Origin of the sequence: Vibrio sp. YT-15 (assembly GCF_033337445.1) — a bacterium.
Lineage (GTDB): Bacteria > Pseudomonadota > Gammaproteobacteria > Enterobacterales > Vibrionaceae > Vibrio > Vibrio alginolyticus.
This window is the reverse complement of the sequence record NZ_JAWOQR010000001.1, coordinates 793,299-806,069: the sequence shown is the minus strand read 5'-3', so window position 1 is coordinate 806,069 and position 12,771 is coordinate 793,299. Positions and strand designations below refer to the sequence as shown.

Genomic DNA, 12,771 nt, shown 5'->3' with positions numbered 1-12,771 from the left:
CCTTCAGAACTCGGATTATTTAGTTATTATTTAGTGCTGCGCGAATAAAACCGTTGTGCGCGGCGAGGCGTGATTTGGCTTGTTCGGCATCCAAATCGGCCAAAATCATTAAGATGGCAGTTTTGCAGTGGCGATCGCAGGCATTTAATGCTCGCTCTGCTTCTTCTTTTGATGCGCCAGTTGCTTCTACAACAATGTTGGTTTGGCGTTGGATGAGCTTGGCGTTGGTGGCCTCTACATCCACCATTAAGTTGCCAAATACCTTAGCGCTACGAATCATTGCACCTGTCGTGAGCATGTTTAACACCAGTTTTTGTGCGGTGCCGGCTTTCATGCGAGAAGAGCCAGTAACGACCTCTGCGCCAACAATCGGCAGAATCGCGATGTCGGCCGCTTTTGCCATTGCACATTCCGGATTACAGGCGATAGATGCGGTCGTAGCTCCAATGGATTTAGCGTACTCCAAACCACCTAGTACATAAGGTGTACGGCCACTCGCTGCAATGCCTACAACCACGTCATGGCTGGTGAGGTGAAGCGCTTTTAAGTCGTCTTGACCCATTTGCGCGTCGTCTTCGGCGTTTTCTACCGCTTTCAAAATCGCTTGGTGTCCACCAGCAATTAATCCAACCACCATGTCTGGATGCGTGCCGTAGGTAGGAGGACACTCGCTCGCATCAAGAATTCCTAAGCGGCCTGATGTGCCAGCTCCCATGTAAACCAAACGGCCACCATTGGCAAACGCTTGAGTAATTGCATCAACCGTCTTTGCAATTTGTGGTAGCACTGCTTTGACCGCGAGCGCGACTTTTTGATCCTCTTCATTAATGACTTGCAGCATCTCGATGGTCGAAAGCGTATCAATCTCTGCACTGGCTGGATTACGGCTTTCTGTCACCAATCGGCTTAAATCAATTTTCATGTTTTACACTCCTCGTAATGTTCAATCTGAGGGCGATTCTATGGAATAAAATATTCTGTTTTGGTGATAAAAATCACACTTGAGGTTATTCTTTGTGCAGGAGAAATTTGGAATAATGAGAGAAAATATATGTCCATTACATCCGGTATAAACTGGCTTGGTTAGAACAATCATGGAGTTAAATCAAACTCCAATTATTTTTGTTTTGGAATAATTTATTTAAATTTTTTTGAGGTTTTTGTTGTGTCAGTTGTCAATAAGATAGTCGCGAGGCGTACTCAGCTTTCGCAAAGTGGTCGTTTGGTCGGCGATTGGATTGTTGAAAACGCAGAAAAGGCAGCGCTGCTCACTAGCCAAGAACTTGCGGCACAAGTAAAAGTGAGTCAATCGAGCATTGTGAAATTTACTCAGCGTATTGGCTTTAAAGGTTACAGCGAGTTTAAGTTAGCTCTGAATGAAGAGATTGGCCGTAAGCATGCGATGCAGTCGACACCGCTGCACAGTGATATTTTGGCTGACGACCCCATTGCGGTAATTTCACAGAAACTGGTGAAAGCGAAAACCGACGCTATGTTTCAAACTACCAATACGCTGTCTTACGAAGCGTGTCACCAAGCGGTGAAATGGTTGAGTGAAGCGCGTCGAGTGCAAGTGGTCGGGATTGGGGGCTCTGCACTGACCGCGAAGGATTTAAGCTTTAAACTGCTTAAACTTGGTATTACGGCGCTTTCTGAACAAGACAGCCACGTGCAGATTGCTGTTGCCCGCACGCTCTCTCCAGAAGATGTTCAGATCGCAATCTCGTTTTCGGGTGAGCGCAAAGAAATTCTCGTCGCGGCAGAAGCGGCAAAAGAGCAGGGCGCGAAGGTGATTGCGTTATCTGCGCCTGGAAGAAGTCGCTTGCGCGGTATTGCCGATATTACGTTTGATACGATTGCCAATGAAACGGAACATCGCAGCTCATCCATTGCTTCGCGTACCGCGCAAAACGTGATCACCGATTTGCTGTTTATCATCTTGGTTCAACAAAGAGACGACAGTGCCCGTCAGTTGATCAGCGATATCAGTACCGACATCAAACAGATCCTCACATGATCGCTTAACCAACAGCGGACTAGAGATCCGGATCGTGCCTCAGCAAAGCAATAAAAGCAGAGAGATGTTTTTCAATGGTGAGATCGGCAGAAATCGCGGGTAATTCCAACGTGATGCAAGGTAAATCACGTTCACTACACCAAGTGCCGAATGAGCCGGGTGTTTCGTAGTCGACATCGTCAACGATTGGCAGTTGGAACTGCTCGCCGAGCCATTTGGCAAGGTCGGAATGTTTGGGATCATCCACAAAAGCAAGCGGTTCATGAAACGACACCACAAACTTTGGCTTGCGCAGTTCAATCAAGTTAATTAATGCGCTAACTTCAGGCTCTAGTTGGTTTTTAGTGCCAGTTTTCACCTGTACGTCTCGAACGGGTGTGTGAGAGCTCCATCGATACACTGTGCCATGCTCAGTCCAATTTGGGGTTGGAAACGCGCGATTGAGATCCACTTGGTTTGCGTTTGCGCGTGTGCCTAGCTGGTTGCCGTCAGGATTCATTGACAGAATCACATCATGTCGTAAGTTATCAGCAGGCAAGCTTCTTAGCGCGCAGGACAAACCTGCAATCGAGGCCGTCTCGTCCCCGTGAGTGCCTGCCAAAATCAAACCTCGCGAAGCACTTTCGACTTGAGCCGGAAAATACAGTAATGGCGCACCAAGCACGGATTGACCGTATGATGTTGGCCGAATTAAAAATGCCGCTCTTTCCGTTCTTGGAATTAGACTCACCGTAATCTCCTGATTGATGAAGTAGTATCAATATCTAAGCTAATTACACCTAGCTAAACTGAACCGTTTAAACTCGTCAACGGTTGAAATGTTAATTGTGGCACTTGCTTCACAAGACGCGTTAGGAGAACGAAAAAAGATATGGATTTTAAAAAACATTCAACGGCGTTGCTGATTTCCTCTTTATTCACCCCTTTTCTTGCTACATCAGTTGCTGCGGAGACCTTACCTAAAGGTATTCAACTTGCCGCAGAACAGCATTTAGTACGTGCGAATGACGCAGAGGCGGCGACGCTTGACCCAGCGAAAGCCGAAGGTCTGCCAGAAATGCATGTGATTCGTGACTTATTTGAAGGGTTTGTGATTCAAGATCGTGACGGAAACATCATTCCCGGTGTGGCAGAATCATGGGAAACCAAGGACAACCAAACCTTTACTTTTCACTTGCGCAAAGACGCGAAATGGTCGAATGGCGAGCCTGTGACGGCGGATGATTTTGTCTATTCACTGCGTCGAGCGGTGGACCCGAAGACCGCTTCTCCAAATGTTTGGTATCTCAAACTCACCAAGATCAAAAACATCGCCGATGTAGCAGAGGGCAAAAAGCCTTTGGACGATCTCGGTATCAAGGCAGTGGATAAATACACCCTACGTTTTGAGTTGGACAGTCAAGTGCCGTACTTTGTTGCTATGACTGGGCACACGTCCATGATGCCAGTGCATCAAGCGACAGTGGAAAACCGCGACAAGCCGTGGAGCGATCCAGACCAATTTGTTAGCAACGGTGCATTCACATTGGATAAGTGGGTCGTGAATGAACGCATTGAATTGGTTAAGAGTCCAAGTTACTGGGACAGCGCAGATACGCATCTAAACAGAGTGACTTACATTCCGTTTGAAAACCAAAACGCGTCGATCAATCGTTATGCGGCAGGAGAGCTGGATATCACGTCAGATGTGCCGACTCATATGGCGCAGAAGCTTAAACAAGATTACAAGCAGGCTTACACGGTGGTGCCATTGTTGTGCACGTATTACTACGCGTTCAATACCACTCGTCCGCCATTTGATGATGTGCGAGTGCGTCAAGCGGTGTCGTACTCCATCATGCGCGATGTGATTACGAATGGTGTCACGCAAGTGGGCAACCTTCCTGCTTATACTTTTGCGCATCAGTACACCGCAGGGTTTGATGCGACGCCGCCTGAATACAGTAAGTGGAGTCAGCAACAACGTGACGAGAAAGCGCGTCAGTTGTTAAAAGAAGCGGGTTACAGCCAAGACAAGCCGCTCGATTTTAAATTGCTGTACAACACCAGTGAGGCAAACAAATCGATCGCGGTTGCGATAGCGTCGATGCTACAAAAAAATCTCGGTGCAAACGTGGAGTTAGAAAACCAAGAGTGGAAGTCGTACTTAGTGGCGCGTAAACAAGGCAATTTCGATGTGATGCGCGCTTCCTGGTGTGGTGATTACAATGAAGCGTCTACTTTCCTGAGCTTACTTCGCTCAGGTTCTTCGGGTAACTTTGCACGTTACAGCAATGCTGTGTACGATAACGCGATGAACAGTGCATTGGCAGCAACCGATGAGAAAGCGCGCCAAGGATTTTACGACCAAGCTGAACAGTTGCTGGCGACAGATATGCCCATCGCGCCAATCTATTATTACATGCAAGCACGTTTGGTTCGCCCTACGGTTGGCGGTTTTGCCAAAAACAACGTAGAAGGGCGCATCTACTCGAAAGATCTCTACATCAAGAAGTAGCGCTCAAAACAAGCGATAAATATGAAGCCCCGAAGATGTATCTTACGGGGCTTCTTTTTATTGTTAGCGAGTGGAGAGCTTATTCACGAGCATAGCGACTCGTTTGCCAAGATACTCCGCCGTTGCAACATCAGAAGCATGCAACTGACCACCTTCACCACCTTGTGCAACAATACCACCTTGTACACCATAACGATTCAGGTTTTGCTCCCCAGAATTGCTGATCTTATCCAACCCGACCCACATCATGCCGTGTTGGTTAGCGAGCGTTTGTAGATATTGTAATGTGCAAGATTGGTCGCCATTCATTGCCCCACCACTGGTAAAGCCAGCCGCGATTTTGCTCGCCCATTTTTGGTAATACCAAGATTCACTGCTTGCATCTGCAAATGCTTTAAACTGCGCTGCTACACCTCCCATATAGGTCGGTGAGCCAAAGATAATCGCATCACACTCAGCAAGTTCATCCATTAGTTTAGGGTTCACAAAACGTCCCTCAATAATCTCACTGCCTTCAATTCGGTGAGAGAGGATTTCACAGTCATCTTGCTGCTTAATGCCTTGTTGTTCAACGCCTGCGGCAATCGCGCGAGCAAGCTGACCAGTAACGTCGGTTTTAGAGAAATAAATAATCGCAATTTTGGACACAATGGTTCCTTTTTTCATTGTTGATTTTTAATCGTGCGACTAAGGCTAAAACCTCAAGCTAAGTTGAGGTCAACACTAAAACTTAAAAAGAAGTGCATTAAAAAAGCCGATGTAGATACATCGGCTTTTTAGTGGGTTATTTCTTTCTTCGAGTATAAATCCGAGATTTTGTTTTATTTGGCTCTGGCTTATTTTTCGCCAGCTTTAGTACCGCTTTTTGCAAAATCTGGTTGTTTGGGTAAGTGATCAAGTTTCCGTTGTCGTGCTTAATTAACACGTGAAACATGCTGATTTCTTGAATCTCGCCACTGATGTCTTCGTCTTTGTCTACGACTTTAATACGATCGCCCACTCGGTATGGGAAGACAAAAAAGATCAAAAAGCTGGCGGTGATATTGCTCAGAATTGACCACTGCGCGATAAACGCCACACCCAATACGGCGAAAATGGACGACAGGAACAAAGACACATCGCCATAGCCAATACCTGTGATAATGGCAAAAATAGAGGCGGTCAAAAATAGCAGCGCGACATTGAAACAGCGCTGAATAAAACTCAAACGAGCCTTTTTTACACCTTTCGTTGTTGCCAAATTTAGGATGGCTCTATTTACAATCCTCTTTAGGATGCGATACGCGATCAGGACAAAAATGCCCATCAATAGTTTGTAACCGAGGGAGCCCGTAGTGAAATACTGGCTCACTTGCTCTAATTGGATCCAATCATTCATTTCTTCATCTCGACGATATCTAGAAAGCGGCTTTTATAGCTGATTTTTTGCTGTAAGTAATCACAATTTTTCTTTACACCATTTGTCTCTGTGTTGAGGTACTACAGAGTACTATATTGGTTAATCAAAGACTTAGTGAGCATTGCGAACTCTTTGGCTTTATTACTTATATTCAACCAAAGCTGACGTGATTTTGAAAAGAGCAATCTTTGAGCTGTATCCCATATCCGACATTCTATGACGCTAGTTCCTTATAAACGAGCTGAATATGACTTTTGTCCTGATAACCTAAGGTGTATTAATTGAAATAGCTTTTAGGGCGTTGAAAAATGGAAGAAGATGAAAAGGCGATTATGATTTTATTCGTGATTGTTGGCCTTGTACTCGTTTGGGTCGCGCTTGAAGAACTTAAATATCTCGGGCTCCCAATAAAATAAGCCCCGTTAAACACAAGTTAAACGGGGCCCTTGTCTTTTATCAATGTGAATTCAGGCTAGCTAACCGCACGCACTTTGCCTTGTTTCAAATCGTTCAGCACTTGCGCTTTAGGGCCATCTGCAATGATGCTGCCTTTTTCCATCACAATTACGCGATCAACGATGTCGAGCATAGACGTTTTATGCGTAATCAGAATCAGCGTTTCACTAGGTTTCAACTGTGCTAATTGATGTTTAATGTGCATCTCTGAGCGATTATCCATCGCACTGGTTGGTTCATCCATTAGTAGAACAGGAGGACGACCCAAAAATGCACGAGCGATCGTGACTGCTTGACGTTGACCACCCGAAAGCATTGCTCCACCTTCACCAACTTGGCGTTCTAAGCCCGCTGGGTCAGATTGCGTAAACGCAGTAACACCGGCACGATTCGCTGCGTCTAGTACGTCACGGTCATCGGTTAATGGGCGACCTAGCGTAATGTTGTCGCGGATAGAACCAAAGAACAGATTCGAATCTTGCGGCACACAACCAATATTACGGCGAATGTCGACATGATGCAGCTGTGCGATGTCGGTATCATCAATGCGAACATGACCTTCCGTCGGCTGATACAAGCCCATGATGAGACGCTCTAACGTGGTTTTACCCGAACCGATACGGCCTATGATCGCTACTTTTTCGCCTGGGTTAATGGTCAAGCTCAAATCTCGAATCGACGCCACCGGTGAATCTGGGTAGTGGAAGGTCACGCGTTCAAGTTCAATTTTGCCTTGTACTATTGGACGGTGAATGTAACGTTTACCTTCTTCTTGTTCATCCGGCATTTCCATGACTTGATTGATAATTGTCATAGAAGACTTCGCTTGGTTGTAGCGCGTAGAGAGTAAGGATAACTGAACCAAAGGACCAATCGCGCGGCCGCTAAGCATGGTTGCGGCAATCAAACCACCCATGGTTAAGTCGCCCTCTGCAATCAAGTAAACGCCTAGGATGATCATCCCTACGTTACTACTTTGCTGCACAAAACCTGCCGCGTTTTGAATGCTATCCGTAATTCGGCGGCTTTTTATATTCCAGTTCGCCATGTGCGCAACTGCCTCTTCCCAGCGGTATTGGAATTGGCTTTGCGCACTGAGCATTTTTACGGTTTCTAACCCAGCCAAGCTCTCTATCAAATTGGCATATTTTTGCGATGCTAGGCGTGAACCCTCCTCAATGGAGCGACGCAGCGGTCCTTGTATCAGTAGCGAATGAATAATCAAAATGACCACGCCCACCATCGGTACATACACAAGATCGCCAGCCATTAGCCATATAATCACTAAGAATAAAATGGCAAAAGGCAAATCAATGAGAGCACTGACGGTCGCTGAAGTAAAAAACTCTCGAATAGATTCGAATTCTTGTAAATGGCGAGCGAAGGCACCGACCGAAGGCGGCTTCGATTCCATTCTAATCCCCATCACTTTGCTGAACAGTTTGGATGAAATCAGAATGTCAGACTTCTTGCCCGCCACATCAATGAAGTAATTTCTCAGCGACTTGAGAATGAAGTCGAACAGGAACACGACAAAGATGCCACTTGCTAGTACCCATAGGGTTTCAAACGCAAGATTCGGAACCACTTTGTCGTACACCAAGCGAGTGAATAGCGGAGCGGCAACCGCAAAGAGGTTGATGAGAAGTGATGCGATTAAAACATCACGGTAGATGCGTTTTGACTGCCACAAGGTGGACCAGAACCAGTGGCCTTCGTTGGTTTTGAGCACTTCGGGAGAGCGCTCATCGAAACGGAATTGCTTTTTAACTAAAAAGTACCGACCAGTGTATTGCTCAAGTAGGTCTTCTAATGGAATAGAGATCGGCACCATTCCACTTTCTAGGGTGGTGACTTCGGCCTCGCGTTTCTCCATATTGATGCTGTTGAGAACGCAAGAGTCACCGCCTTTAAGAACTAAGATTGCCGGCAGAATTAGGCTGGAGATGCTCTCCAGCTCTGCGCGGTTTTCCTTGGCAACCAATCCGGCCCTTTCCGCTGCTCTTGGTAGCAAAAATGGGGTCAGTTTACCGTCAGATAGCGGTAGTCCGTTGACTAGCGCTTCTGGCGAGTTAGCTAACCCATAGTAACGGCTAACGTAGATGAGCGAATTCAGTAAAGGGTCTTTCATCGTTGATAAACCTTTTTATTCCTTGTCGACGATGAATCCTTGGAATACCTCAACAAAATGTTCAGTGAGGAAATCCAACTGGATTTGAGTTTCTATACGCGATGCGATAGTCGTAATACCAAGGTTGTGGGCAGTACGAGAGATCGACGTTAGCGTGAATTTCTGTTTTTCGTCGTGCAAGTTGTGTGTGAATAGGTAATCGAGCTTCACATAGTTCGGGCGGAACTCTTGGATGTATTCCAAAGATTGGAAGTTACGTCCGTAGTTATCCACGCCGAACTCAGCACCTGATTGGCGAATGGCATTACATAACAGTGCTGTGTGGTGAGGCTGATCGATAAAGCATTCCTCTGGAATTTCAAAGTGTAGCTTAGAGGCCACTTTGGCGTGTTTTTCCAGCATGCTAGTTGTCCAGCGAATAAACGATGGTTGAGACAAGCTGCTTTGCGCGATGTTAATCGCGACTGGGTCATTAAGTTCACCACTTTCTAGCATCTTAATCATTGATTCAATGACATACTGGTCAAAGATGTTGGTGGCGTCTAACTGTTCTAGTGCGAATAGGTATTGATTCGCACGATACGTTTCACCATCTTTTTCGATGCTTGAAAATACTTCGTTGTGGAATACTTTACCCCATGTGTTTTTCGCAGCTTGGAAACGGAATTTAACCCAATCACTATGAATGGCTTCTTCAACCAACGCTTTCCATTGCTGTTTACCCATCAAACTAGAAGGTGTATCACTGCCAATGAAGCCGTATGGCTTGTCTGGTTGCGCTTTGGCTTTCGATAGTGCGTTGTCCACCATCGAGAGGATTTCAGAGCGCGTTTTCTGATCTTTGCTGTGTGCAACCCCTAGTGACGCTTTAGGTTTTGCTAAGCCTGTTGGGTCAGTATTTAGGCCGTTCACACAATTGACGATGCTGTCCGATAAAATGCGTAACTCGCTCTCATCCATATGAGGGAAAAGCAAGCCGAACTCATCACTAGACAAGCGAGCAATAGTGGCACCCGGTACATCAATTGTGTTTTTCAAACGTTGAGACAGTTCTTTAACGTGGGCATCTGCGCGTTGGTAATCTTTGGTCTCGTAAATGTCCCCAATGTATTCAGCATGGAGTAGCGCGATACCCCCTTGCGTTTGCTCTGCAAGCCATTGGTCGATTTGGTTGATGTAGAATGAGCGGTTACCCAATTTAGATATAGGATCGAGGTAAGCCTGAGCACGCAGACGTTGCGCCTCTTTGGCTTGCTCTTTGAATGATAGCTCGATTTGAGCAGACATCATGTTAATGCCATCTACCACCGCGATAAGATCTTTGGTTCTTGGACGAGCAAGCGGTTCACCAAATTGGTTATTCGCGATTTCATGCATTTTATTCACGATGGCCGTTAATGGTTTTAGCGAGCGACGTAGGATGTATGAAATTGCCACTAAACCAGCCAGAAAAATGACACTGAATACAGACAGCAAGCCAATAAAACCTTGCCAGAGCTGCTCGTAAGCTGCGCCTGGGTGGCTAATGATTTCTACTTCGGCGAGCTGCATCCAACCACTGGTCACAACACGCTTATCGTGAATCGCTTTAAATAGATTCATGTCGATAAACCATTGTGGCACCGTACTTGGTTTAACTGGGTAAGTACGCACGATCTGGTAGTCAGAATCTAATGCTGTAAGACGAACAACTGAGTAGGTGCTGCCGTCAAATAGAGCATTAATCACGGACTCAACCGCGACTTTATCTTTGTCCTTTAGGTAAGGAGCCAATGCCAAACCTACGGTGTTAATAGTGTTGTTGACCTCTGAACGTTGCTGTTGCTCCAAGCTGTCTCGAGTCGTGTTGAATTGGATTACGAATACTGATGCCAACAAGAGTATAAAGACCGTAACCATCCCCACCACAAGCTTCTTATATAGGGTCATGTTTCTCACTCGTCATAGTTAATTTTAGGTTTATTTAACTGCAACTTACGTTCGCGCGAGCGTAAGTCATTCCAAAGGCTCAACCGTGATGCTTTCCCTGCCAGCTCTCCAGTGCTAGCAGATGACTTCATCAACCACAGGTTTGTACCATTAAAACTGTATATCGGTAGCAAGTCGCTACGCTTAGAGGCTCGGACAATGTCAGGATTGATATTATCGAGAATGAGCGGCTCAGAACTTGGGGTAGGGTAGTAAGCTAATACCATGTGAAACTGATTCAGTTCGATGGCTTTTACGTATATTAACCGCATCTTTGAATCTGGTATTCCTAGCTCGAGTAAAGAGAAGTACTTAGCAATAGTGAAATCTTCACAGTCTCCTGCGTTACTCCCTAAAAATTCGAGTGGCGTAGCCCAATAATCTGTCTTTCCCCACAGTTTTATGTCGTCAACGAAATACAGCTGATTAAAAAAGTCGTTAACGCCAGCGAGCTGTTCATGAGTCTCTAATTGTTTAAATAAGTCGAGGTTCTTTCGCCATGTATTTACGCGCAATCCCGCACGTTCGCCGTACACCGCTGTGACCGTATTGACCCATCGTTGTTCTTTACTGTTCAGCGCACCAAGTTGGAACGACAAACAACTTAAGCTGATTAATAATGTAACTTTACGCTGCAAATTGGATCGCATATTCGACTCGTATCACAAGTATACTCTTCTAGAGAGTTCGTCAGTGAGAAATAAGTGCTTTTTATTTAATCACTTATCGCTCAATACTCCCTATCGCGAGTACCTTAATGTGGTTTACTCCTTCAAGGCGTTCGTTTTGGCACTTAAAATCGGTTTAAGTAGATATTCCAAAACGGTTCGCTTCCCTGTGATGATATCGACCGATGCTGTCATTCCTGGAATGATTGGTAAATCTGCATCTTGACCAAAGTTTGTTTTTTCGGTGCGTACACGAACAATGTAGAAGCTGTTGCCTTCTTCATCTTGAGTGGTATCCGCGCTGATATGTTCCAACTCTCCCTCTAAACCGCCGTACTTTGTGAAGTCGTAAGCTGTAAATTTCACGATAGCATGAAGATCTGGGCGTAAAAATGCGATGTCTTTTGGCGCAATTTTCGCCTCTACCAATAGTGTGTCTTCTGTTGGTACGATCTCGACGATATCCATACCAGGTTGGATAACACCACCGACAGTATTGATGTTCAGTGTTTTGATTTTGCCTGTTACTGGCGAATTCACAACCGTTCGGTTTACTCTATCTTCCAAGCCCACCGCTGATTCAACCAAAGCAGATAACTGGTCTTGGGCGCTATTGAGTTTCTCTTGCTGTTCAGAGCGGAATTTGAGTGCAACATCAATACGGTTGAGCATGGATTCTCGAATCGCTGATTGCAATACGGGAATCTTGAGCTCACTGGACGTCATTTCACGACGGGTATCGTTGACTTGGCGCTGTAATTTGAGCAGTTCAATACGAGGAACAACGCCCTCGTCTGCCAAAGGTTTGGTGATATCGAGTTCTTTTTTCGCGTATTGGTAGCTTTGACGCAAGTTCCTTACTCGCGCTTGGATCTCTACCAAGTCCTGCTGCTTTTGCTGCACTTGTTGGTCAATAACAGAAAGTTGGTTGCGCAAATTATCTAGATCTTCGCGATATTCTGCTTTTTGACGCTGTGTGAGTTGAGGTCGAGTCTCTTCCAAGGTTGGTGGGAAGGTCAGTTTACCGTAATCAAGTAGTACACTTTGACGCCAGTTTTCCGTTTCAAAATCACGATTAACGGCAACACTGTTAATAGAAGCGGATAGTTGCAGCACAGATGCGGTAAGGTTGGCAACTTGTTGCTCACGTTCACGAAAATCTGAGCGAAAGCGGGTGTCATCGATAAGCAGTAACTGTTGGCCTTTTTCAACCAACTGACCTTCTTTGACCAAGATTTCTTTGACTAAGCCACCTTCTAAGTTTTGGACTACTTGTATCTGTGAGGAGGGAATCACTTTGCCTTGACCAACCGTGACTTTGTCGATTTCAGCCCAAGATGCCCAACCTATTGCTGCAATGAAAAATAGCACCATAACCCAGAGCATAAAACGCGCGCTGTTGGGGGTATTGAGGAGCAATGCTGCAGTTTTGTCATCAACAAAATCCAACTCTTCATCGTTGAGTTTGTTGTAGTTATCTCGGCTCATCACAGTCCCTGCTTATATAATTACGGATTATCTTTTTGATCTTATTATTATTAACCGATCATGTCAGCATGCTCGGCTAATAAAATATGAGAAGAGGGTTATTCTCTCTTCAAATGAGCTTTCTTACACTTTCTAAATCAAACAAAA

At 45.5% G+C, this 12,771-nt stretch carries 10 protein-coding genes; 2 read left to right on the top strand and 8 right to left on the bottom strand.

What is annotated here, in order from left to right:
• Nucleotides 1-19: 19 nt before the first annotated feature.
• A complete protein-coding gene (gene murQ, locus R7D93_RS03460; protein ID WP_225495776.1) occupies nucleotides 20-922 on the bottom strand; it encodes an N-acetylmuramic acid 6-phosphate etherase in 903 nt (300 codons plus the stop codon).
• Nucleotides 923-1,165: 243 nt separating this feature from the next.
• Here murQ and R7D93_RS03455 point away from each other — a divergent pair, with 243 nt between their 5' ends.
• On the top strand, nucleotides 1,166-2,017 hold the full coding sequence (locus R7D93_RS03455; RefSeq protein ID WP_053308006.1) for an SIS domain-containing protein: 852 nt from the start codon (nucleotides 1,166-1,168) through the stop codon (nucleotides 2,015-2,017).
• A gap of 19 nt (nucleotides 2,018-2,036) precedes the next feature.
• On the opposite strand, the gene mpaA is transcribed toward R7D93_RS03455, so the two are convergent.
• Nucleotides 2,037-2,747: a murein tripeptide amidase MpaA gene (gene mpaA, locus R7D93_RS03450; protein WP_062730874.1), complete on the bottom strand. Its 711-nt coding sequence runs from the start codon at nucleotides 2,745-2,747 to the stop codon at nucleotides 2,037-2,039.
• Between the two features lie 141 nt (nucleotides 2,748-2,888).
• Between mpaA and R7D93_RS03445 the strand changes: the two genes are divergently transcribed.
• Nucleotides 2,889-4,514: an ABC transporter substrate-binding protein gene (locus R7D93_RS03445; RefSeq protein WP_225495774.1), complete on the top strand. Its 1,626-nt coding sequence runs from the start codon at nucleotides 2,889-2,891 to the stop codon at nucleotides 4,512-4,514.
• 63 nt (nucleotides 4,515-4,577) lie between these two features.
• On the opposite strand, the gene R7D93_RS03440 is transcribed toward R7D93_RS03445, so the two are convergent.
• The 6 genes from R7D93_RS03440 to R7D93_RS03415 all read right to left on the bottom strand — a co-directional run bounded on the left by R7D93_RS03440 (nucleotide 4,578) and on the right by R7D93_RS03415 (nucleotide 12,624).
• A complete protein-coding gene (locus R7D93_RS03440) occupies nucleotides 4,578-5,162 on the bottom strand; it encodes a flavodoxin family protein (RefSeq protein WP_213875741.1) in 585 nt (194 codons plus the stop codon).
• A 136-nt stretch (nucleotides 5,163-5,298) separates the two neighbouring features.
• The gene (locus R7D93_RS03435) at nucleotides 5,299-5,892 is read right to left on the bottom strand and encodes a mechanosensitive ion channel family protein (protein WP_225495772.1); all 594 of its coding nucleotides are present in this window, start codon (nucleotides 5,890-5,892) and stop codon (nucleotides 5,299-5,301) included.
• A 493-nt stretch (nucleotides 5,893-6,385) separates the two neighbouring features.
• Nucleotides 6,386-8,500, bottom strand: a complete 2,115-nt coding sequence (locus tag R7D93_RS03430) for a type I secretion system permease/ATPase (protein WP_005374556.1) — start codon at nucleotides 8,498-8,500, stop codon at nucleotides 6,386-6,388.
• 15 nt (nucleotides 8,501-8,515) lie between these two features.
• Nucleotides 8,516-10,429: an EAL domain-containing protein gene (locus R7D93_RS03425; protein ID WP_005383568.1), complete on the bottom strand. Its 1,914-nt coding sequence runs from the start codon at nucleotides 10,427-10,429 to the stop codon at nucleotides 8,516-8,518.
• 5 nt (nucleotides 10,430-10,434) lie between these two features.
• Nucleotides 10,435-11,118, bottom strand: a complete 684-nt coding sequence (locus R7D93_RS03420; RefSeq protein ID WP_005374561.1) for a transglutaminase-like cysteine peptidase — start codon at nucleotides 11,116-11,118, stop codon at nucleotides 10,435-10,437.
• Nucleotides 11,119-11,232: 114 nt separating this feature from the next.
• Nucleotides 11,233-12,624: an HlyD family type I secretion periplasmic adaptor subunit gene (locus tag R7D93_RS03415; RefSeq protein WP_005374562.1), complete on the bottom strand. Its 1,392-nt coding sequence runs from the start codon at nucleotides 12,622-12,624 to the stop codon at nucleotides 11,233-11,235.
• Nucleotides 12,625-12,771 lie beyond the last annotated feature (147 nt).

Excerpts from the sequence above, each read along its gene's own strand:
- murQ (WP_225495776.1), bottom strand. The coding sequence starts at position 922 with ATGAAAATTGATTTAAGCCGATTGGTGACAGAAAGCCGTAATCCAGCC.
- R7D93_RS03445 (WP_225495774.1), top strand. The coding sequence starts at position 2,889 with ATGGATTTTAAAAAACATTCAACGGCGTTGCTGATTTCCTCTTTATTC.
- R7D93_RS03435 (WP_225495772.1), bottom strand. The coding sequence starts at position 5,892 with ATGAATGATTGGATCCAATTAGAGCAAGTGAGCCAGTATTTCACTACG.
- R7D93_RS03430 (WP_005374556.1), bottom strand. The coding sequence starts at position 8,500 with ATGAAAGACCCTTTACTGAATTCGCTCATCTACGTTAGCCGTTACTAT.
- R7D93_RS03425 (WP_005383568.1), bottom strand. The coding sequence starts at position 10,429 with ATGACCCTATATAAGAAGCTTGTGGTGGGGATGGTTACGGTCTTTATA.
- R7D93_RS03420 (WP_005374561.1), bottom strand. The coding sequence starts at position 11,118 with ATGCGATCCAATTTGCAGCGTAAAGTTACATTATTAATCAGCTTAAGT.
- R7D93_RS03415 (WP_005374562.1), bottom strand. The coding sequence starts at position 12,624 with ATGAGCCGAGATAACTACAACAAACTCAACGATGAAGAGTTGGATTTT.